The 20,853-nt window shown below is 37.3% G+C and carries 22 protein-coding genes; 16 read left to right on the top strand and 6 right to left on the bottom strand.

Features of this window, described 5'->3' with window-relative positions; all coding sequences use genetic code 11:
• Positions 1-67 precede the first annotated feature (67 nt).
• From JOE44_RS24460 to JOE44_RS24435, 6 genes are all read left to right on the top strand, one after another.
• On the top strand, positions 68-967 hold the full coding sequence (locus JOE44_RS24460) for an RHS repeat-associated core domain-containing protein (RefSeq protein ID WP_209788710.1): 900 nt from the start codon (positions 68-70) through the stop codon (positions 965-967).
• 1 nt (position 968) lies between these two features.
• Positions 969-1,241, top strand: a complete 273-nt coding sequence (locus tag JOE44_RS24455; protein ID WP_209788708.1) for a hypothetical protein — start codon at positions 969-971, stop codon at positions 1,239-1,241.
• Between the two features lie 107 nt (positions 1,242-1,348).
• Positions 1,349-1,942: a suppressor of fused domain protein gene (locus JOE44_RS24450; protein ID WP_209788705.1), complete on the top strand. Its 594-nt coding sequence runs from the start codon at positions 1,349-1,351 to the stop codon at positions 1,940-1,942.
• Between the two features lie 119 nt (positions 1,943-2,061).
• Positions 2,062-2,481 carry a hypothetical protein gene (locus JOE44_RS24445; protein WP_209788702.1) on the top strand — a complete coding sequence of 140 codons (420 nt, stop codon included), beginning with the start codon at positions 2,062-2,064 and terminating at the stop codon, positions 2,479-2,481.
• A gap of 1,582 nt (positions 2,482-4,063) precedes the next feature.
• Positions 4,064-4,384, top strand: coding sequence for a GIY-YIG nuclease family protein (locus JOE44_RS24440; protein WP_209788699.1), 321 nt, complete (start codon positions 4,064-4,066; stop codon positions 4,382-4,384).
• A gap of 702 nt (positions 4,385-5,086) precedes the next feature.
• Positions 5,087-6,229 (top strand): 1-acyl-sn-glycerol-3-phosphate acyltransferase, encoded by a 1,143-nt coding sequence (locus tag JOE44_RS24435; protein ID WP_209788696.1) that lies wholly within the window; start codon positions 5,087-5,089, stop codon positions 6,227-6,229.
• A gap of 127 nt (positions 6,230-6,356) precedes the next feature.
• Here JOE44_RS24435 and JOE44_RS24430 read toward each other — a convergent pair whose 3' ends face one another.
• Positions 6,357-7,406, bottom strand: a complete 1,050-nt coding sequence (locus tag JOE44_RS24430) for an alpha/beta hydrolase (RefSeq protein ID WP_209788693.1) — start codon at positions 7,404-7,406, stop codon at positions 6,357-6,359.
• 72 nt (positions 7,407-7,478) lie between these two features.
• A complete protein-coding gene (locus JOE44_RS25320; protein ID WP_280895496.1) occupies positions 7,479-7,610 on the bottom strand; it encodes a hypothetical protein in 132 nt (43 codons plus the stop codon).
• A 115-nt stretch (positions 7,611-7,725) separates the two neighbouring features.
• On the opposite strand from JOE44_RS25320, the gene JOE44_RS24425 reads away from it, so the two are divergent.
• From JOE44_RS24425 to JOE44_RS24405, 5 genes are all read left to right on the top strand, one after another.
• Entirely contained in the window at positions 7,726-8,709 is a 984-nt protein-coding gene (locus tag JOE44_RS24425) for an L-histidine N(alpha)-methyltransferase (RefSeq protein WP_209788690.1), read from the top strand.
• Positions 8,710-8,795: 86 nt separating this feature from the next.
• On the top strand, positions 8,796-9,965 hold the full coding sequence (gene egtB / locus JOE44_RS24420) for an ergothioneine biosynthesis protein EgtB (RefSeq protein ID WP_209788688.1): 1,170 nt from the start codon (positions 8,796-8,798) through the stop codon (positions 9,963-9,965).
• Positions 9,966-9,975: 10 nt separating this feature from the next.
• Complete coding sequence (locus JOE44_RS24415; protein WP_209788686.1) at positions 9,976-10,896, top strand: ABC transporter ATP-binding protein; 921 nt, start codon at positions 9,976-9,978, stop codon at positions 10,894-10,896.
• Positions 10,893-12,461 (top strand): glycine betaine ABC transporter substrate-binding protein, encoded by a 1,569-nt coding sequence (locus tag JOE44_RS24410; protein WP_209788683.1) that lies wholly within the window; start codon positions 10,893-10,895, stop codon positions 12,459-12,461. The genes JOE44_RS24415 and JOE44_RS24410 overlap by 4 nt, the downstream gene beginning before the upstream one ends.
• 143 nt (positions 12,462-12,604) lie before the next feature.
• Positions 12,605-13,150: a hypothetical protein gene (locus JOE44_RS24405; RefSeq protein WP_209788680.1), complete on the top strand. Its 546-nt coding sequence runs from the start codon at positions 12,605-12,607 to the stop codon at positions 13,148-13,150.
• A gap of 17 nt (positions 13,151-13,167) precedes the next feature.
• Here JOE44_RS24405 and JOE44_RS24400 read toward each other — a convergent pair whose 3' ends face one another.
• The 3 genes from JOE44_RS24400 to JOE44_RS24390 form a co-directional block, all read right to left on the bottom strand.
• Positions 13,168-13,596 carry a DUF3592 domain-containing protein gene (locus JOE44_RS24400; protein WP_209788677.1) on the bottom strand — a complete coding sequence of 143 codons (429 nt, stop codon included), beginning with the start codon at positions 13,594-13,596 and terminating at the stop codon, positions 13,168-13,170.
• A 90-nt stretch (positions 13,597-13,686) separates the two neighbouring features.
• Positions 13,687-15,174 (bottom strand): serine hydrolase, encoded by a 1,488-nt coding sequence (locus tag JOE44_RS24395; RefSeq protein ID WP_209788674.1) that lies wholly within the window; start codon positions 15,172-15,174, stop codon positions 13,687-13,689.
• A gap of 87 nt (positions 15,175-15,261) precedes the next feature.
• Positions 15,262-15,834: a helix-turn-helix domain-containing protein gene (locus JOE44_RS24390; protein ID WP_209788671.1), complete on the bottom strand. Its 573-nt coding sequence runs from the start codon at positions 15,832-15,834 to the stop codon at positions 15,262-15,264.
• Between the two features lie 188 nt (positions 15,835-16,022).
• On the opposite strand from JOE44_RS24390, the gene JOE44_RS24385 reads away from it, so the two are divergent.
• Positions 16,023-16,895 carry a type II CAAX endopeptidase family protein gene (locus JOE44_RS24385; RefSeq protein ID WP_209788669.1) on the top strand — a complete coding sequence of 291 codons (873 nt, stop codon included), beginning with the start codon at positions 16,023-16,025 and terminating at the stop codon, positions 16,893-16,895.
• A gap of 91 nt (positions 16,896-16,986) precedes the next feature.
• Here the strand turns inward: JOE44_RS24385 and JOE44_RS24380 are convergent, their stop codons facing one another.
• Positions 16,987-18,444 carry a hypothetical protein gene (locus JOE44_RS24380; protein WP_209788666.1) on the bottom strand — a complete coding sequence of 486 codons (1,458 nt, stop codon included), beginning with the start codon at positions 18,442-18,444 and terminating at the stop codon, positions 16,987-16,989.
• A 581-nt stretch (positions 18,445-19,025) separates the two neighbouring features.
• Here JOE44_RS24380 and JOE44_RS24375 point away from each other — a divergent pair.
• Genes JOE44_RS24375 through JOE44_RS24360 form a run of 4 tightly spaced genes read left to right on the top strand, consistent with a single transcriptional unit; the run spans position 19,026 to position 20,825 of the window.
• The gene (locus JOE44_RS24375; protein WP_047433885.1) at positions 19,026-19,241 is read left to right on the top strand and encodes a RebB family R body protein; all 216 of its coding nucleotides are present in this window, start codon (positions 19,026-19,028) and stop codon (positions 19,239-19,241) included.
• Between the two features lie 17 nt (positions 19,242-19,258).
• The gene (locus JOE44_RS24370; RefSeq protein WP_209788663.1) at positions 19,259-19,774 is read left to right on the top strand and encodes a hypothetical protein; all 516 of its coding nucleotides are present in this window, start codon (positions 19,259-19,261) and stop codon (positions 19,772-19,774) included.
• A gap of 38 nt (positions 19,775-19,812) precedes the next feature.
• A complete protein-coding gene (locus tag JOE44_RS24365) occupies positions 19,813-20,001 on the top strand; it encodes a hypothetical protein (protein ID WP_209788652.1) in 189 nt (62 codons plus the stop codon).
• Complete coding sequence (locus JOE44_RS24360; protein WP_209788649.1) at positions 19,998-20,825, top strand: hypothetical protein; 828 nt, start codon at positions 19,998-20,000, stop codon at positions 20,823-20,825. Before JOE44_RS24365 ends, JOE44_RS24360 begins: the two co-directional genes overlap by 4 nt.
• Positions 20,826-20,853: the final 28 nt, after the last annotated feature.

Here is a 20,853-nt window from a genome sequence, read left to right as displayed (position 1 = left end):
TGCGTATTATAAGGATGCTTCCGGAAACCTGAAAATAGACAGGACAACTCATTTTTATCCTTTTGGATTGGAGTTTGGAGATTATTTAGGGACACCTCTTTCAATATCTCCAAACTATAAATACTCCACTCACGGAAAAGAAAAACAACAGGAGACCGGATGGAGTGACTTTGGTGGAAGAATGTATATGCCTGACATTGACAGATGGTTTTCACTCGATCCATTGAGTGAAGAGTTTGGAGGTTGGTCACCATATAATTTTGTATTAAATAATCCGGTACGTTATGTTGATCCCGATGGAAATGCTCCAATTGATGTAATTGGTGAGGGAGACGGTTGTTGCGGAAATTTCTTTAAAGGTGTAAAAGAAGGATTTACTGGAAGGATTTATGGTATCAAAAATTTTGTATCAGATCCTTACGGAACAACTCAAAATGCTGTAAATAATTATACATGGAGTGATTATGGTGATAGTGTAGCCAATTCATTGACATTTGGTATTTATGGTACTGCTAAAACTGTTAATAAGGCTGCTCAAGGAGATACACGCTCAGCAGGCCAAGATGTGGGAGGAACAGCTTTTGATGCCGTGGTGGCAGGAGCTACCGTCGGAATTGCAAAAGGATTTAAGGGGAAAGCACCTGTTCTTAATAGTGTAGAAGAAATTAAAGCTGGAAAGTATTCACATTTAAAAGAGCCAAATACAGTAGGAGAAGGCTTAAAAACAACCTCTGCACAGAGAAAAAGAATTTTAGCTGAAAACTTGAAACAAAATAATGGTAAACTTATCAGTGATGGGGATGGAAGGGTTTTAAATATGCCCAAAAAAAATGTTAAAGGACAAAAAGCAGATATGGATCAGGCTGAAGTTGATCACATAAAAGCCCGATCAAAAGGAGGTTCAAATAGCAACAGAAACATGCAGGTATTATCAAAAGAAGAAAATATAAAAAAATCAAATAAATAAAATGAAATCATTTAAAGAAGATTTAAATACAGCGGTGATAACTACAAAATTCGTTTTAGAAAGAAAATCTCCAATTTTACATGTATTCCATTATGAAGATGATGGTAGTTGGCAGTTTTCTGGAAATGAAGCCAACTTAGATGATGATGATTTTCGGGTAGCTTCTCTTGAGGAAATTATTTCTCTTGATTCGACAGTTTTAGAGTTGGTAGATTTGCCTTTAGGTAGAGAAGCACACAGAAAGGATATTAGTGCTTCTTGGGAAACCGAATAGAAGCAGAAAAATATGAAAAAAAAATAAAATTAATATGATTGGTTGCTTTTCAATCCTAATGATTTCAGAGGGGATTAATATAAAATATAATTACATTTTAAAAAAATATGTCTCAACACCCTTCTGAAGAAAACAAAAAACTTTCTAACTATATTACAAATATTGTTGGTATTAATGAAATAATTGATCGTCATTATGACAAAGAAAAAAAGAATTTTATCGATATTTTCACCTGTGATGATCCTCTTTATCCTAGAATAAAAATTTGCGGTACGATAGGAATATCTGATCACCCCAATAAAATTGAAATGAATAATAATAGCTTTAAAGACATTCCAATAGAGCTTTTAATTGGTGGATATAGAGAATTCAAAATGTTGTCAAATATTCTATCCACAGCAGGATTTTATATTACTAATAATGGGTGGGAATGCCAACCAGGTTCAGTATTTATGAGAATTGTTGAAATGTATTTTGAGACTTCTGAAATGAAACATATTATGTTTACATCACCATTTTTATGGGAGAACAAATTACAACCACTAAAACTTGAAACGAAAACAGTACATTGGCTTTTGTGTATTCCTATTTCTGATAAAGAACTCGAATATAAAATGGAAAATGGTACATCTGCATTAGAAGATATATTTCAGGAAAAAGATATTGATATATTTGATATTAATAGAAAATCAGCTATTTAAGAGCTTTATTTTAGTAGCAAAATTCAAATTGCCACATGAATCCTTTTGTGTGGCATTTTTCTGAATTTAGTGATTAAATACTTCAAAATCTTACTTCCAAATGATAATCCTTAAAAATTATGAAGCTTTTAATTTTACTTTCCTTTGTTCCATTATTACTTGCTAATCCAAAAGAAATTATTTCTGGAAACCTATCTTGCAAAGATTTTAAAACCGGAAAATTTGTATTAATAAGCAATGAGACAAACAGAAAATTTCTTATACACAGAACCAAAACCCTTCAGATAGAAGAAGTTTTTGATCTTTCAACAAAGAAAAAAATACAGAAGGATAGATATTATAGAATATTATGGAAGAGTGACTGTCAATTTATATTATTATTAGACCTTACCAAAAGCCAGCATGATGAAACTGACAAGTATATTAACTCTCATGGTGGGTATCTTTGTACGATCAAAAAGATAGAAGGAAAATGTGCTATTATTGAAACCCAATTTGCAGGGGAGATTTTTGCTTCTGAAGTTTGTAAAACTCAATAAGAGATAAATTTATAAATATGTTGATTATTTAGGGTATTATTTTAATACCCTAAATTTTAAAATGGAATTCTGATCAGGTAGGAAACATCAGATTAGCGTATTACAAAGATGCTTCCGGAAACGTGAAGGTAGACAGCGTCCCGCTCATATCCACGTTAGAATAAATAACAACCCTTACATAAATGCAAGGGTTTGTTTATACTACAAGTTTTGCTACTTTTAAACTTTGGATGACAGCCAGCTTTGCTTCAATCTGTAATTGAATTCTCAGAATAGTTATATTAACTTAATAATCTTGTTTATGGACACGAGCGGGACGCTCGCGCCAGCAAGGGAATGCTTTTATCACTACAACAAACTAATCTTATTTCTCTCAAATTCCTACTGCAGATCAAAGTGGCAGTCTAGATTCCTACGGAATGACAAAGACGCACGTATAGGATCTGCATTAATTAATTATTCAATATGTACAATTCTAACAATACATTTCCCTACCCACATAGCTTGTCATTCCGTAGGAATCTCAACAATCTACTGAAGTTTGGGCTAAAACCAGATGAATGTTTTATCATTACAACAAACCAAGCTTATTCCTCTCAAATTCTTACTACAAATCTAAGTGGTAGGCTAGATTCCTACGGAATGACAAAGGCACCTTGTATATAATCTGTATTAATTAATTATTCAAAATCTACAATTCTATCAATACACTTCCCTACCCACACATCTTGTCATTCCGTAGGAATCTCAACAATCTATTGATGTTTGGGTTAAAACCAGATGAATGTTTATCATTACAACAAGCCAAGCTTATTCCTCTCAAATTCCTGCTGCAGATCAAAGTAGTAGTCTAGATTCCTACGGAATGACAAAGACACCATGTATCTAATCTGCATTAATTAATTATTCAATATGTACAATTCAACAATACACTTCCCTACCCACACAGCTTGTCATTCCGCAGGAATCTCAACAATCTATTGATGTTTGGGTTAAAACCAGATGAATGTTTATCATTACAACAAACCAAGCTTATTTCTCTCAAATTCCTACTGCAGATTAAAGTGGCAGCCTAGATTCCTACGGAATGACAAAGGCACCATGTATATAATCTGTATTAATTAATTATTCAACATCTACAATTTAACAATACACTTCCCTAACCACATAGCTTGTCATTCCGTAGGAATCTTAACAATCTATTACTGTTTGGGTTAAAACCAGATGCATTTATCATTACAACAAACCAAGCCTATTTCTCTCAAATTCTTACTACAAATCCAAGTAGTAGTCTAGATTCCTACGGAATGACAAAGACACCATGTATATAATCTGTATTAGTTAATTATTCAACATTTACAATTCAACAATACACTTCCCTACCCACACAGCTTGTCATTCCGTAGGAATCTCAACAATCTATTGATGTTTGGGCTAAAACCAGATGAATGTTTTATCATTACAACAAGCCAAGCTTATTTCTCTCAAATTCCTACTGCAGATCAAGTGGTAGCCTGGATTCCTATGGAATGACAAGAATCGAAAATATATTTTTTGTAACTTTTGAAAAATAAACACACAAATGATTGAATTTCCAAAAGGAAGATACACCTACTATATCTATATTCTTACTAATAAAAATAGAAAAGTACTTTATACAGGGGTTACAGAAAACCTCCACAGAAGATTGTATCAACACAAAACAAAGCAAAATCGCAGTAGCTTCACGGCAAGATATAATCTTGAATTTTTGATTTATTATGAGAAATATGACTGGATTCATTATGCTATTGAAAGAGAAAAAGAAATTAAAAACTGGTCAAGAATTAAAAAACTTGAACTTATAAGGACAATCAATCCTAATCTAGAATTTTTGAATTACTTGTTTGAAAATTGGCGTTAACATAAACCATTTTATATCAAAATACTAATATTGTCATTCCACAGGAACCCAATTTTCTACAATAAAAATTCTTTATATAATAACTTTGGCTAGATTCCTACGGAATGACAAAAAAATCATGTATATAATCTGTATTAGTTAATTATTCAACATCTACAATTCAACAATACACTTCCCTACCCACATAGCTTGTCATTCCGTAGGAATCTCAACAATCTACTGAAGTTTGGGCTAAAACCAGATGAATGTTTTATCACTACAACAAACCAAGCTTATTTCTCTCAAATTTCTACTGCAGATCAAAGTGGTAGTCTGGATTCCTACGGAATGACAAAGACGCAGGTATAGGATCCGTATTAATTAATTATTCAAAATGTACAATTCTAACAATGCACTTACCTTGCCCACACAGCTTGTCATTCCGTAGGAATCTCAACAATCTATTGATGTTTGGGTTAAAACCAGATGAATGTTTATCATTACAACAAACCAAGCTTGTTCCTCTCACATTTCTACTGCAGATTAAAGTGGCAGCCTGGGTTCCTACGGAATGACAAGGTGAATACGTATACTGACTGCTTTATAATAGACGAACGTTTTCCGGAACTCCTACGCCCTTCATAATACTTTAACACCCATTATACCCCATGCCCCAATAAATTTTCGTTCTTTTGCAAAAAGTTTTAATTTTTACCCAACCGCATGTCTAAGTTTGATGAAATCCGGTATTTCAATGATCAGGAAGTAAATGAGAGATTACAGAGTATAGCCCGTGATCCGATGATGAAAGCCTTCATGAATTTCACTTTTCCTGATACGGATGAGCAGGTTTGGCTGGAACAGTTTAAGAATATTCATTCTATCAGTGATTTTCAACATCAGTTTGTAGCCTATGCCGTTCGCCAGATCCTTGCAAAAAGTTCTGACGGCTTAACGACTTCAGGCTTTGATAAGCTGGATAAGAATACCCCTTACCTTTTCATCTCGAACCACAGAGATATCGTTCTGGATACTTCATTGCTTAATCTCGTATTGCTGGAAGGCGGTTATGTGATGACTGCTTCAGCAATCGGTGATAATCTTGTTCGCAAAAAGTTCTTAAATGTACTGGCTAAACTGAACCGAAATTTTCTGGTACAAAGAGGTCTGCCACTTCGTGAACAGCTAACAAGTTCACAAACCATGTCTGAGTATATTAAAGAACAGCTGTCTCAGGAAAACCGTTCTGTATGGATTGCACAGCGTGAAGGCCGTACCAAAAACGGTAACGATTCCACCCAGCAGGGAGTTTTGAAAATGCTTGCTATGGCTTCCGAAGACCAGTCTCTGAAAGATTATTTTAAAACATTAAAGATCGTTCCGGTTTCCATTTCCTATGAGTACGATCCTACAGATTCGTTAAAGATGCCTCAACTGCTGGCACAGCACAGAGATGAGGAATATATTAAAGGGAAAAATGAAGATTTTACCAATATCATCAGCGGAATTCTGGGGCAAAAGAAACGCATCCATATTCACGCAGGTGAGGTATTAGATAGAGAACTGGATGAAATTGCAGCTACCATTGACAATAAAAATAAACAACTGCAGGCTATTGCACAGGTAATTGACCGTTCTATCATCAGCAATTATAAGCTTTGGCCTACCAAGTATATCGCTTACGACCTGCTTCACAACACCCATACCTATGCTTCCGAATATACGGAACAGGAAAAACAGTTATTTGCCCGCAGACTTGAAATGCGTATTGATCCGTCAGATCCTGTTTCTAAGGAGTATTTCCTGGCGATGTATGCAAACCCTCTGGTCAATAAACTGAAGATCCAGGAAAACCCTGAAGGATAATTAACAATCAGATAAAATTAAAAAACCACTGCTATTGAGTAGTGGTTTTGTTTTGTTGAGAATACGAACGAAAATTCATATCAGCTGACCAATAAAAGGGTTGCTATTCTTGAAATTCTGTAATTTTTTATTGGGATGATGACATGGAATCTACTTCTATGATAGCCTCTGCAAATGCTTTCGGAGCTTCCTGTGGTAGATTGTGACCAATTCCGCCTGTTAGGGTATGGTGTGCATATTTGCCTGTAAATCTGGAGGCATAACTTTCCGGTGCAGGAAACGCAGCTCCGTTGGCATCACCTTCCAGGGTAACGGTGGGAACTGTTATAGAAGGAGATTTTGCCAGTCTGGCTTCAAGCGCATCATATTGTTTTTCACCTTTCGCCAATCCCAGACGCCAGCGGTAATTGTGAATCACAATATCAACATGATCAGGGTTATTGAATGCCTGGGCAGAGCGTTCATAAGTAGTATCATCAAAAGCCCATTTTGGTGAAGCTGTTTTCCATATCAGTTTATTAAATGCCGCAGTGTTGGCTTTATATCCTTTAAACCCTCTTTCGGTAGAAAAATAATACTGATACCACCATAAAAGTTCAGCATTTGGAGGTAAAGGCTTTTCATTTGCTTTTGGACTTCCTATTAAATATCCGCTTACAGCTACCAGTCCGGAACAGCGTTCAGGCCACAGGGCTGCAATGATATCAGCAGTTCTGGCTCCCCAGTCGAAACCGCCAATGATGGCTTTATCAATTTTCAGGGCATCCATAAAAGCAATGATATCCAGTGCAACTGCGCTCTGCTGGCCGTTGCGTTTGGTATCCGGAGACACAAAGGTAGTGGTTCCGTAGCCTCTTAAGTAAGGCACTAAAACGCGGTACCCTTTTTCAGCAAGAATAGCCGAAGACTGTTCAAAACTATGGATATCATAAGGCCATCCGTGAAGAAGGATCACAGGTTTTCCGTTTTCAGGCCCTACTTCTGCATAGCCTACATCCAGCAGCCCGGCTCTGATTTTCTTTGTATTCTGGAAAGCAGTTCTTACAGCAGTGTTTTCCAGATCTTTGTCGCCATTCGTGTAAGTCTGTGCTTTAAGAGATAATAATCCCATTCCTATAAAAATGACCAAGGATAAAATGGCCTGTACTTTTTTACTGAAGTTCAATGTAGTATTCATAATAGTGATGTTTTATGAGGGTAAAATTAGGGTAAAGCAGCGCTCAAAATAAGGGTAAATATGTTGAACAGGTCATATTGAACGGCGAAAACTGATTTTCAGGCGGTAAACCAGACAGCTTCCCTGCTCTTCTTCATTGGTTTTATTTTCAAAAGAAAGGATTCCTGATGGATAAAAAAGTACCACATCTGGTAAAAACATCATGATAATCATTCTATTAAAAGTAAAATTGTTTATATTTAATTAGATATATTCAAAGAATTCATGTTGTAAAGGCAGGATAATTGCAATAATCTACAAATCACACAAAATAAGACTTATGAATGTACAGTTAGACCCGCAATCTAAGACTGCAAAGAATGCTGTTGATCAATTCCGTTCAGATATTTTGAACGGCCTTAGCAATACTCCTAAAAAATTATCTTCAAAATATTTTTACGATAAGATCGGCGATCATCTTTTTCAGAAAATCATGGCCATGCCTTCCTATTATCTGACCCGTTGTGAGCTGGATATTTTCAAAAATAAAACAGATGAACTTATTGATCTGCTTATTCCCGGAGACGAACCTTTTGATCTGATTGAATTGGGTGCAGGAGACGCCATGAAATCCACCTATTTACTTGAACAGCTGATCCGGAAAGGGATTAACTTTACTTACATGCCGATTGATATCTCAGGAAATATTCTTTCCATACTTCATCAAAAACTGAGCAGCCAGTTTCCGGAAATTAAAATAACCTGTCTGGAAGGAGATTATTTTGAAATGCTTCAAAAAGCAGCTTCCTTATCGGACAGGAGAAAAGTTGTTCTATTTTTAGGAAGTAATATCGGGAATATGACTCTGGAAGAGGCTGAAGGTTTCTGTCTGCATCTGAATAAAAATTTATCTCCGAAAGATCGTGTATTGATAGGATTTGACTTAATGAAAAATCCACACATTATTCTGGAAGCTTATAATGACAAAGAAGGAATTACCGCTTCTTTTAACCTTAATCTTCTTACCCGCATCAACAATGAACTGGGCGGTAATTTTGATCTGAAACAATTTCAGCATTACCAGACCTATGATCCGGTTAGCGGAGCCTGCAGAAGTTTTCTGATAAGCCTTATCAGCCAGGAAGTGACTATTGACAATATAAGGATTTCTTTTGAAGAAAACGAATGGATTGATATGGAGATTTCGCAAAAATTTTCTTCTGAAAAAATCATGGATTTAGCCCAACAATCAGGATTTGCCATCGCAGGAACTATCAACGATTCTAAAAAATGGTTTGTAGATTCAGTCTGGCAGGTCAAATAAAAAAAGAGGATACACACCACGCCTATGTAAAAGTGAAATAAAATAGACTTCTTTCATTGAACATCAATCATTAAAAACTAAAAGACATGACACCAGAGATCACCACAAAAGATTTTACTAAAAAGTATAAGGACATCCGCAGACGTTCTGAAGAAATCTGTGCTCCGCTGGAAATCGAAGATTATGTAGTACAGCCGATTGTAGATGTAAGCCCCCCGAAATGGCATCTTGGTCATACCACCTGGTTTTTTGAAACCTTCATTCTTTCCCCACATTTCCCGGATTACAAGGTTTTTGATCCCCAATATAATTTTGTTTTCAACAGCTACTATGAAACTATCGGGGCACGGGTGATCCGGACCGACCGTGGAAATCTCAGCCGTCCTTCTGTTTCAGAGGTGTATCAATACAGAAAATATGTAGATGAGCATATGGAGGTTTTTCTTCAAAGCTCATTTCTGACAGAAGCTCTTGAACCTCTTTTGGAACTGGGGCTTAACCATGAGCAGCAGCACCAGGAGCTATTAGTTACTGACATTAAATATATTTTAGGACATAATCCGCTTTTCCCTGCTTATACAAAAGAAAAATCCGGACAAAAGAACCCCGGAGATCTGGAAATGTTAAGGTTTTCTGAAGGCATCTATGAAATTGGATTTAAAGGAGAAGGGTTTTGCTTTGATAATGAATTAGGAAGGCATAAAGTATATCTTCCAGACTTTAAAATTGCCAACCGTCTCGTCACCAATAGTGAATATTTAGAATTTATGAAAGCAGGCGGATATGAAGATTTCAGATACTGGCATGCTGAAGGATGGGACTGGGTGAAACAGAATGCTGCAAAATCTCCACTGTACTGGCATTATATCGAAAACAAATGGATGTATTATACCCTCAACGGATTGCAGGAAATAAACCCTGATGCTCCATTGTGCCACGTTAATTTCTATGAAGCCTCTGCTTTTGCTTCCTGGAAAGGAATGCGTCTGCCCACCGAGGAAGAATGGGAAACGGCTTCCATTTATTTTGACTGGGGAACACGCTGGGAATGGACGAATTCTGCTTATCTGCCCTACCCTCATTTTAAGAAAGAAGCAGGAGCAGTAGGTGAATATAACGGAAAGTTCATGATCAATCAAATGGTTTTAAGAGGAGCTTCGGAAGCCACACCTCCGGGACACAGCAGAAATACCTACCGCAATTTTTTTCAGCCTAATTTAAAATGGCAGTTCACAGGAATCAGACTTGCCCAGTAATTTTTTACCGATGATCACAGTAGAATCAATTTCAAAAAGTTTTAACGGAAAAAAAGCAGTAGATCAAATTTCTTTTCAGGCATTTGATCAGGAAATCCTTGTTCTTTTGGGAACCAGCGGGTGCGGGAAAACAACCACACTTAAGATGATCAACCGTCTCATAGAAGCAGATTCCGGAAATATTTTTATAGATGGCAAAAATATCCGTGATCAGAAAGCTGAGGAACTGAGAATGGGAATTGGTTTTGTCATGCAGCATTCGGGGTTATTTCCCCATTATACCATTCAGCAGAATATTGCGGTGGTTCCTGAGCTGTTGAAATGGGACAAAAAGAAGACAGAAAGAAAAACGGATGAGCTTTTGGCCAAACTCCACCTTTCCGAAGAGATACTTTCCCGATTTCCCCACGAGTTGAGCGGCGGACAACAGCAGCGTGTGGGTATTGCAAGAGCATTGATTGCAGATAATCCCGTTTTGCTGATGGACGAACCTTTTGGAGCGCTTGATACCATTACTAAGGCTGACATTCATTCGGAATTTAAATCGCTGGAAGAACTTAAAAGTAAAACTATCATATTGGTTACCCATGATGTACAGGAGGCCTTTGAGCTGGGCCACCGGATATGCCTGATGGATCAGGGAAAAATTATACAGACCGGTACTCCCGGAGAAATGCTTTACCACCCTGAAAATGACTTTGTGCGTGATTTTTTTGCCAAAAACCGTCTTTTATTAGAGTATAAAGTAACATCATTACACCACATCAGTCCTTTTCTTACACCAGAAAATGTATACCACAGACCAAATGGTACGGGCAGTACAAGTGTGTGGGATATTTTACAGCAGTTGAGTTCCGATCATCAAAACGCTGAAGTATATGAACAAGTGATCAGAGCGTTTAATCAGTATAGAAAATCACAGATGGTATGACACAGCAACAGAGTCTTTGGCAATTTATTGCGGAACAGCACGAAAAGCTTACTACCCAGATCATTCAGCATCTTGGGCTTACCTTTTTGTCTTTGCTTCTGGCCATCATTGTTGGAGTGCCATTAGGTATCCTGATTTCAAGAAAAAAGAAACTTTCCAGCCCGGTGCTGGGTACCGCAGGTATTTTACAGACCATTCCGAGTATTGCCTTGCTTGGATTTATGATTCCTGTTTTCGGGATTGGTCCGAAGCCGGCCATTGCTGCTTTATTGATCTATGCTCTTCTTCCCATTATCCGGAATACCTACACTGGAATTATGGGCGTAGATCCGGCTGTGATTGAGGCAGCCAAGGCTATGGGAATGAACAGAAACCAACTTCTTTTTAAGGTAAAACTTCCTTTGGCCATGCCGGTTATCATTGCCGGTATCAGAACCGCTGCTGTAATTAATGTAGGAGTGGCTACTCTGGCATCATTTGTGGCAGCAGGTGGTTTAGGAGAGTTTATCTTTGGAGGAATTTCACTCAACAATACGAATATGATTCTTGCCGGAGCCATTCCGGCAGCATTATTGGCTGTTTTTCTGGACCAGGTTATTGCCATGATCCAGAAATCAGGTTACCGGTTCTTGCAAAAGCTGAAATATATTCTTCCTGTTATCTTTATTATTCTGGGAATAGGATATCTTCTGACTTTTGTGTCACACCGGACGATTAAGGCTGGTTTTACACCGGAATTTATGGGAAGACAAGATGGTGATATCGGGCTTCGCTCGGTATATGGACTGAATGTGAATCCCCTTGTGGTAAGTGATGCGATAATGTATAAGGCTGCTTATGAGAATGAACTGGATCTGATCAGCGGATATTCTACAGACGGAAGAATCAAAGCGTATGATCTGTATGTCCTGAATGATGATAAAAAAATATTTCCGCCTTATTATGCTGCTCCCATCATCAAGACCAAGACTCTGAAAAAATTTCCGGAATTGGAAAACACCTTAAACCTACTGGCTGGAAAGTTCAATGATTCTATCATGACGGATCTGAATTACAGAGCTGATCATCTCCATCAAACTCCGGAAAAGATTGCAAAGGAATTTCTCATCAGAAATCATCTGTATAAAAGTCCCCGGAAAGGTAATGCAGGAATCGTCAGGATTGGCTCAAAAATCTTTGGGGAACAATATATTCTCGCAGAAATGTATACACTGCTTATTGAAGGGTATACAGATTATAAAGTGGAAACCAAAACAGGTTTAGGGGGAACAAAAATATGTTTTGATGCTTTAATGAATGATGCCATAGATTTCTATCCTGAATATACGGGAACAGGGCTTCTGGTGCTTTTAAAACCTTCCACAGAGACCATCAGCAATGTGTCCAAAATTCCCGCTGCAACCTATGAATATGTGAATACCGAGTTTGAAAAACAATATGGAATTCAATGGCTGAAACCACTTGGGTTTAACAATGCTTATGCTCTGATGATGCGGAGAAAGCAGGCTGAAGAGCTTCATATCAAAAGTATATCTGATCTTACCCATTATTTTGATGGAAACTAAATTTCCATTGATGATCCGGATAGCTTGAATCAGGAATATATCTCATTTTTATTAAAAAACAGCAGGAAAAGTCTTTTGAAATCCATCAGTTTTTCCAAAAAACCTATCTTCGTATCTGAAAAAAATTGACAAAATTTGACAAAATGAAGAAAATAATATTGCTGGCTTCGGTTGTATTTGTTCTCCATTCATGTGTGGTAAGAACGGCTACAAAAGTAGTATCCGGAGCGGTAAGCTTAAGCTATAAAGCGGTAAAAGGAACCGTAAACGGAATCAGCTGGGCGGTAAGCAAAGCGAAAGGAAAAATAGACGAAGACCGCGTGGATGGCACCTGGAAAGTAGTAGGTGTATACCGTGGTTCTTTTGAAGACTTTTCGAAAGATCAGAATCCTGACGGCTCATTTACCTCAGAATGTACGGAAGGTTTTGACCAGATTGTTTTCAAGGCTAAAAAATCTAAATTCAAACCGGTACATTGCAGTACGCAGGATGAGGATTGGGTGAAATATTCTATGGAATTTGGAAAAAATCCTTCAACGAAGGAAAAGGAGAATTATATAGAATACAATTCCAACAACTATATTTCCGTTATTGATGTGAACAATAAAACGATGGTTCTGGAAGGCAATCTGATGCCTAAATTAGCATTTTCCGGAGCTAAATTATATCTTCTGGAAAAAGTAAAATAACAATATAAAAAAGCAGGTTATTTTAAAAACTGAGCTGCGATAAAATATCCGGCTCCTACCACCAATAATGGCAGTGCTATTGAGATCAGGATTAATGGCCAGGCAAAAATTCTGAAATACGTATATAATTCTACCGAAGAAGGATCATCCGGATCATAGATAACCGTCTCCGTTTCCCCTACCGACCACGCTGAAGGATTGGTTCCTTCAGGCAGTTCATAGGTATATTCAATATTATTTTGGGTACGGAAGGTAAAGAGAGGGCTGAATACTACTCCATCCGATTCAAATTCCCGAAGTGAGGTAACGGTTGCCGTTGCCTTTTCGGCTTTCTTTAAGAATAAGAGTGTGCTTTTGAGGCTCAGCAATGCTGCAACAAACAGAATCACTCCTGCTCCAAGGATAAAATAATATTGCCACATACCTTTCGTTTTATTTCTGTTCATAGTACTGCATTCCGGAAACAAATATTCATCTATTGCATTTATTTTCAGATTGATACTCTAAATATACAAAGATTTTCATTGTAGAAGCAGTTATCTGGTTTCTATGTCCACAATCTTCTTACCCTGTTCTCCCAGATAGTGGACAACCAGTTTTTCATATACTTTGTAACCGTCATCAACATTGGTAAATATCACAATCCCTTTACCTGAATTAGGCAGTACAATAGCAATACAATGGGTGCCATGATCCGTCCCGCCGTGAGCCAATGCATAATCCCCATTTCCAAGGTCATATATTTCAAAACCTAATCCGAAATACTTGTCCTCTTTTGTTTTTACCTGTTTTTTGATCATTTCCTGAAAAACCTCTGGCTTCAGATTTTTCTTTTTCATGACACTGGCCATAAAATTCCCGTAATCTTCTACTGTAGTATGGAGATCATCGGCAGCATTAGCCATTTTAATTTTTTCTATGGGGTAAGCTTCTCCTTTTTCATTGTATCCTGTTACAAATCTTGATTCATCCATGCTTTGATCCCAGATGTAGCTTGTATCACTCATTTTGAGGGGTTTAAAAATCAATTCTCCGGCAAGCTGTTCCAGCGATTTCCCAAACTTCTTTTCTAATGCTTTCCGAAGGTATTCAAAACCTTCTCCTGAGTATTGGTATTTTGTGCCAGGATCAAATTGAAAATTCAGTTTTTTATCTGTATTCATCCATCTCCAGTTGGGAAAACCGGTCTGATGGGTCAGGATCATTCTGGTGGTGAGTTTTTTATGCCTCGGATCTATGGCAATATCAGGATCTGTCCAATAAGTATCTAAGGGTTCGTCCAGTTTCCATTGTCCTGAACTTATCAGACGTAAAGTGACCATTGCTGTGACAGGTTTGGTAAGAGATGCTACATTAAAATAGGCATTACGGGGAGCCGGCATTCCTTTTTTATAATCTCCAAAAACTTTTACCTGCTGAAGTTTTCCTCCTTCAATAATTCCTAATCCCAGCGCAGGAATATTATTTTCTTTCAGCCAGCTTTCCATGGAACGATCGTTATCAAATAGGGTTTCACTATCTGTAGTCTGCTTCGGATGGTGATTAAAACTCAATGAATTTTTAAGTTTCCATTCATCATTTTCCAGCATCCAGAGGTGGGTAAACTTTGCTTCTCCAACTAATTTTTCAACGTGATTTCCGGTGTTTTCGTGAAACAGATGATCTCCATTCTGAATAGCAGCATATATTTTTCCATCTTTATACATGGGATAAATTTCAGTACTTTTCTCCACCAGAACTCTTTTTAGCTGATACGTTTCGGGAGATTTGCATAATCCGTTTTTAAAATCAATGATGAATTTTTTCCGGTCTTCAAAACCGCCTTTATCGTGATAAAATTCAAACGTATCGCTTAACAGATTTTCCATCTTCTTTATGTTGCAGGTATTGTAGCCTGCTGAAAAAAACAGGCTGTCTTTCGACATAATGGTTTTATAAAGGGAATCTGTATTTTTAAGTTGCGCCTGGTGTATGCTAAAGAATAGGGTGCAAAAAGAAAGGAAAAACTGAGTAGGCTTTGTCATTGTTATTTTTTTGACAAAGATTCAATTTCATTTCGTTTTTTAAATAAAAATGAACCCGACAAAAACCCGACAAAGTCACGACACAAATTATAACATACTGAATTTCAGATTGAAATATAGTTTCTTTTTACGATCAATCTCAGCAGCATTCCGGAGGATCATCAATACGTTGGATAATACAATAAGGATCATCAGAATAAGGGTAAACTCTTTTCCGAGCTTTAAAAAGATACCGAGCATAAATACAATGGGCGCCATAGCAGTCCAAAACATCTGCAACGAAATAATCTGTTTAGTAAGAGTGTTTCTCTGCTTCATGAAAAACATCAGCAGAAAAGGAGCCAGAACATTTAATGGGGGTACAATTACAAATAATAAGGAGGAGAGATTGATCATTTTAACCAAAGAATAATTGATTGTTTCAGATTCTTCTGCAGCTTCTGTTGTTACCTCATTATTTTCCGGGAAAATGACAGCTTCTTCCTGCAATAATAAAGATTCGTCTATTTCCAAAGTCTGTGCAAGGGCTCTCAGCGTATGTCCTTTAGGTTCTGTTCCAGATTCTATCCTTTGAATGGTTCTTACAGAAATCTTTGATTTTTCTGACAGCTCCTCCTGCGTCAGGTTTTTTTGTTCTCTTATGGCTTTTAGCTTGGACATCTTTTAGAGTATTCGAAAAAAATTATTTTGGCTAATTTACAGCTTTCCCTTATTAAAAAAACAGAAACTATTTTCTTTACGAAGGCTAATGCTAAAAATTGGTATTCGTATAAAAAATAAATGTATTTTTATTTAAAAATAACCTTCTATTTTTCAATCATTTATAAACATCAACACCAGATCAGTTTATGGAAAATACAATATCCAAATCCGAAATCAGGAAGAATATTGCTACTTACCTGATTCTTACCTTACTTTTCTGTCTCCCGGTTTATTATATGTGTATCCGTACCGGAAAACTTGGCGGCGGCATTATATCTTATGCTACTATTGTAATGTGGTGTCCCGCTATTGCTGCATTTCTTACCTGCCGTATCCGAAATATCCCGATTTCTTCTCTGGGCTGGAAATGGGGACTTACGAAATACCAGATCATGGCTTATTGTATTCCTGTTCTTTACAGTTTAGTTCCTTACCTCATCATCTGGATCAGTGGAGCCGGCGGTTTCTATAATCATGAATTTGTAGCAGAAATTGGCAAAGGAATGGGCTGGAATCTTTCTGATGGCATGACGATCATCCTGTATATTATTCTGATGAGCAGCTTTGGTATGGTACGTTCGGTAGGATCTGCATTAGGGGAAGAAATAGGCTGGCGCGGTCTTCTGACTCCTCAATTGGCCAAAATGAATTCTTATACTGCGACTTCTCTTTGGATGGGTGTGATATGGTCTGTCTATCATTATCCTCTGCTGCTTTTTTCCAATTATAATACGGGCGGCCCCAAATGGCTGGCTTTTTTATGTTTTACGGTGATGATATTTGCAGCCTGTTTCATTTTCACCTGGTTACGGTTAAAATCCGGAAGTTTATGGACAGGTGTTATTTTACATGCCAGCCACAATCTTTTTATACAGTCTATTTTCACACCGCTTACGGTAGATACGGGAAATACCAATTATTATATTGATGAGTTTGGTATTGCTCTGCCTATTGCTACAGCTATTGTTGCTTATTTCTTCTGGCGAAAGAGAAAACAGCTTCCAGCAGTTTCAGATTGAACATCCGCTATTTCTTGTATTTAATTTAAACAAGAAACGGCATTCTGAAGCTATTCAGAATGCCGTTTTTTTGGAGCAGGGTATATTTATTTTAATCAATCTTTTCGGAACTTTCCAGGAGTTTTTCGTAGCTTTTCTTTCGCTGCGGGATATTACGTTCGTATCCTGTTTCTCTTTCTACCCAGTCTAAGGGCTGCAGATATCTCAGAATAATATCCATATCATCAGTATTAAAGCCTTCTGAGTAGTTGCTTTTTTCTTCTTTCAGAATAGGCTCGGGAAGCTTTTGATCTTTGCGATAGGGAGACAGGTCGGATCCGGCATACTTTTTCTTTCTCGCATCGCCTTCATCATCTATTTCTTTTATCTTTTTTTCAAGGTTTTTGATAGTCTGACTTTGCGGATTTTCCCCGCTTTCTTTTAATCTTTCAATATGATCTTCAAATGGTTGTTTCCTTCCCCTGATCTCTGTGTTTATTTCCTGGATTTGATTTTGAATAAATTTACCGGATCTTGTAGGAGGCTCACCCAATAAAAGCCTTTCATATCCGGTAGCTTTACCTCCTTTTTCTGTTTCACCGTCTCTCCTATTAAACCAAATGGTCATTCTGCCTCCGCTTTCACTTCCTTTTTCTTCCATATACCGAACCTGATATCCCAGCATGGCCATCACTTCAAGATTCCCGCTTCTGAAGCCAAGATGTTTTACATTTTGAAAATGTCTCTGAAAATAATCATACAACTTAAACTGGCCTAAACGGGTGTTTCCTCCCCATGCTTTCAGTTCGGAAGAGTTTCCTTTCCAAAATTCTGTAATATTGAATACTTTTTTGGGGCCATAATATCTATTAATCTCCTCTGCTGTTTCATCGTATTTCTTTGCTCTTTCTTTTATGTATCCCTTATCTCCGGTAATAATAATGGCATCATACATATCTGCCACTCTATGTACAATCTGCTTGATTCCCCAATAGCTGGTATCATGTTCTATGTGAATATCACCTCCTTTTCCGCTGAAACGGGACCATAAAATCAGTAAATTTTTCCCGCTTGTGGGGATCCCCTGCGTTTGCAGCCATATTTCTATCGCATTATCCTGGCTTCCGTTGATGTCCCAGACATTTCTCAGATTATTTCTCATCTCATCAGAAAAGTTTTGCGCAATATACTGGGTTCCTTCCCCTACAGGTTTATAGTAGTTTCTGATTATTTCTCCTTTTGAAATATTAGGATAATGTATTAAAAGGTTTATTACTTCTTTTTTCAGCTCACTTGCCAACCCGGGACTTCTCACTTCCGGAACTCTATGAGTATGTATCCTGTCTTCACTTATTCCGGAATTCCTGTAGAATTCTCTGATCGATTTGCTGTTATCATACGGATCATTTACATTCTCAAATTCATCCATTGTTGTAGATAGCAATACGTGGTATCTTTCATCATTAATCAATGTTGCAGCAATGGCAAACATATCTCCGGTGGCATATCCCGGCTGTACTATTATAAAGGGAGGTCTCACTTCCGGTTCTTCGTTGTTCTGATTATTCATATTATGATTTTAAATGTTAGAATAGGTTATCAGACAAATTTCAAAGTAAACCTGCTGCCGTTATAGAGGGGATCTACCCATTTTCAAAAACTAAGGGTTTACCCGTATTCACAGGTGATGTATTTATGTATTCATATGTATTTTCATGAAGCAGAGAGGAAGCTGGAGGCTGGGATAGGAAGTTCATAAACGTAATTGAAGAGCTTCCTCTTTTTTATTCAACTTTATAAAATTTCATTGTTCAATAAACCCTTAAAGAAGTAATTGTCCGGATAGTAACTTCCGGCTTCATTCTTCCAGCTTCTGGCTTTTAAGATAGATTATTTCTGTTTTTGCTATTTCTTAAATACAATCCATTTTTAAAAAATTTCACTCATAGGAGAATTCCCTTATTTTTTAAAATTCCGTTTTTTCCCTTAATGAAGATTTATTGAGTTTGATGAAATTTGTATCAGACAAAAGAGATCAACAATCTCATAGTGAAGGCTTAACCGGAAAATAAAAAAAGGTTGAGTTGAAAGAAAAGTCTTTGAAAAAAGATACTTGAACATAAAACAATAGTAACCCAATAAACCCAGAATATGGCAGATACAGTAAACACCCAGACTACAGATGCAGTAACACAGACGAATGTTACGGTACTTGGTGAGTCTCCCGCACAGGCTATGAGTATGCTTTACCAGATGGCCACCCATGCCAGTGGAATTTCCATTCAGAATTCTGTAACGAATCAGCAGAACTTGAACCAGCTCAACCCAGCGATTGTTGCAGATGCCATTAAAATTTTAAAAGGATAATCTAAAACCTTACAATCATGAGTGAAAACAACAGTGAAACCCAACAATCCCAGGCAGCAAATGCTACCACTCCGGCGGAGAAAGCTGTAGTATTTGTGAACAGTGAGGTATTGGCTCCCCCTAAGGCTTCTCCAATGACCGGAGTAACGAAAGTAATGATAGAACAGTCTACAGGAATGATGGTTCAGGATTTACAGTCTTTTTTAAAAGGATTCGAACAGGTAGGTTTGATTGCATTAAGCAGACTGGCCAATAATTTACTGACGTATGGAACCACTTTCGGGCCTGCTCCCGGAAGTAAAGAAACCTCCGTTCAGATGGCTGAGAATCTTCAGGGCCAAGATGCAGGAAAAGGTAATGAAATGATGAAGGACTTATTCAAAATGGTAAGTGAATATGCTGAAGTAAAGGCTAAAATTTCCAATACTATTTATAATGTGAATACCATTCCAGTCTCAGAAGTACTTCCTTCTCCCCCATCTTATACGGAAGTTTCCCCTGAGATTGAAGATTCTGAAAAAAAAAACGAGTAGATCCGGTTTCGGAAGAAGTCTCATCAGAAAAGGAAGGTATGAGAAAAAGCTTTATCACGGCTGATCATGGGGGAAAATTAGTATTAAAGTCAGTAAAACTGACACAGCCACTTGTAAAACCAGAGATTAAAGAAGCAGTAATTCCTTCAGTAGAGCCTGAAGATAAGCCAAAGAAAAAAACAATCATCAACCAAATCATTGAAAAAATTAAAATAAATAAGAGATGAATTATTCCTCAGTAACTAAACCCGCAAAAATTTTAAATCTAGAAAGTTTAAACGATTTAAATGAACGACTTTACCTGGTCAAAGACCATGATAATGATTATTTTGATACCAAAAGTGCAGATGCCAAAAGGACAGAAAACAATGCAGAGCGTTTTGTATTTAATCTTCAAACATCCAATATTAATATACAACCTTCTGTAAGACTGGTCAACTGCCTCAACAGAAATAGTAAAAGATACAATCAGTTTCAGTGTTTTGTGGTGGAACCTATAGATAAATCAACGGGAATTGCCGTGATCATGGTCAAACTGGATGATCCAAAGGTGTTTTATTGTAATGTCAGAATTATGCCTCTTACCACCTTAAGCGACATTGCTGTTCCTGATTATGATTCAAAACTTCTAACGGTCAATCTTGAAAAATCAAAATGCATCCTTAAAGCAGATATTACGATCACTCCATCTGATACAGGTGAAGCACAATATTCAGTACATGATGTAGATGTGGCTGCTATTTCTGACCTGGCTACCCAGGAGGAAACAATAGCCTTAAAAAGGGAACTGGAATTTCAGGCCTCCAAGCTGATTGCTCATTATTTCCAGGAAATCCTGAGTATTGTTGTGAACGAAACGCCTCCACCCGGTAAATCTCTTATCATTCCGGATGATTATATCCTTACACTTCCTCCACACCAGCTGAAAGAAATGTTATCTGCCAGTACTATTGCAGCATGTGTAGCATTGGAAATTACAGGGTATAATGTATTGAAAGAAATCAACCGTGACTGGAAGGCTGCGTCTGCATTTATTAATTATCTGCTGTAGTAATTTTTGCAACATTTAAAGCAATATG

This window comes from Chryseobacterium sp. PvR013, assembly GCF_017833095.1.
In the GTDB taxonomy this organism is placed as follows: domain Bacteria; phylum Bacteroidota; class Bacteroidia; order Flavobacteriales; family Weeksellaceae; genus Chryseobacterium; species Chryseobacterium culicis_A.
The sequence above is the reverse complement of the archived record's forward strand: the minus strand, read 5'-3'. Positions and strand labels throughout refer to the sequence as shown.

Excerpts from the sequence above, each read along its gene's own strand:
- JOE44_RS24455 (WP_209788708.1), top strand. The coding sequence starts at position 969 with ATGAAATCATTTAAAGAAGATTTAAATACAGCGGTGATAACTACAAAA.
- JOE44_RS24410 (WP_209788683.1), top strand. The coding sequence starts at position 10,893 with ATGACACAGCAACAGAGTCTTTGGCAATTTATTGCGGAACAGCACGAA.
- JOE44_RS24425 (WP_209788690.1), top strand. The coding sequence starts at position 7,726 with ATGAATGTACAGTTAGACCCGCAATCTAAGACTGCAAAGAATGCTGTT.
- JOE44_RS24405 (WP_209788680.1), top strand. The coding sequence starts at position 12,605 with ATGAAGAAAATAATATTGCTGGCTTCGGTTGTATTTGTTCTCCATTCA.
- JOE44_RS24395 (WP_209788674.1), bottom strand. The coding sequence starts at position 15,174 with ATGACAAAGCCTACTCAGTTTTTCCTTTCTTTTTGCACCCTATTCTTT.
- JOE44_RS24430 (WP_209788693.1), bottom strand. The coding sequence starts at position 7,406 with ATGAATACTACATTGAACTTCAGTAAAAAAGTACAGGCCATTTTATCC.
- JOE44_RS24380 (WP_209788666.1), bottom strand. The coding sequence starts at position 18,444 with ATGAATAATCAGAACAACGAAGAACCGGAAGTGAGACCTCCCTTTATA.
- JOE44_RS24435 (WP_209788696.1), top strand. The coding sequence starts at position 5,087 with ATGTCTAAGTTTGATGAAATCCGGTATTTCAATGATCAGGAAGTAAAT.
- JOE44_RS24370 (WP_209788663.1), top strand. The coding sequence starts at position 19,259 with ATGAGTGAAAACAACAGTGAAACCCAACAATCCCAGGCAGCAAATGCT.
- JOE44_RS24415 (WP_209788686.1), top strand. The coding sequence starts at position 9,976 with ATGATCACAGTAGAATCAATTTCAAAAAGTTTTAACGGAAAAAAAGCA.
- JOE44_RS24385 (WP_209788669.1), top strand. The coding sequence starts at position 16,023 with ATGGAAAATACAATATCCAAATCCGAAATCAGGAAGAATATTGCTACT.
- JOE44_RS24440 (WP_209788699.1), top strand. The coding sequence starts at position 4,064 with ATGATTGAATTTCCAAAAGGAAGATACACCTACTATATCTATATTCTT.
- JOE44_RS24360 (WP_209788649.1), top strand. The coding sequence starts at position 19,998 with ATGAATTATTCCTCAGTAACTAAACCCGCAAAAATTTTAAATCTAGAA.
- JOE44_RS25320 (WP_280895496.1), bottom strand. The coding sequence starts at position 7,610 with ATGATGTTTTTACCAGATGTGGTACTTTTTTATCCATCAGGAATCCTT.
- JOE44_RS24445 (WP_209788702.1), top strand. The coding sequence starts at position 2,062 with ATGAAGCTTTTAATTTTACTTTCCTTTGTTCCATTATTACTTGCTAAT.
- JOE44_RS24390 (WP_209788671.1), bottom strand. The coding sequence starts at position 15,834 with ATGTCCAAGCTAAAAGCCATAAGAGAACAAAAAAACCTGACGCAGGAG.
- egtB (WP_209788688.1), top strand. The coding sequence starts at position 8,796 with ATGACACCAGAGATCACCACAAAAGATTTTACTAAAAAGTATAAGGAC.
- JOE44_RS24450 (WP_209788705.1), top strand. The coding sequence starts at position 1,349 with ATGTCTCAACACCCTTCTGAAGAAAACAAAAAACTTTCTAACTATATT.
- JOE44_RS24400 (WP_209788677.1), bottom strand. The coding sequence starts at position 13,596 with ATGAACAGAAATAAAACGAAAGGTATGTGGCAATATTATTTTATCCTT.
- JOE44_RS24375 (WP_047433885.1), top strand. The coding sequence starts at position 19,026 with ATGGCAGATACAGTAAACACCCAGACTACAGATGCAGTAACACAGACG.
- JOE44_RS24365 (WP_209788652.1), top strand. The coding sequence starts at position 19,813 with ATGAGAAAAAGCTTTATCACGGCTGATCATGGGGGAAAATTAGTATTA.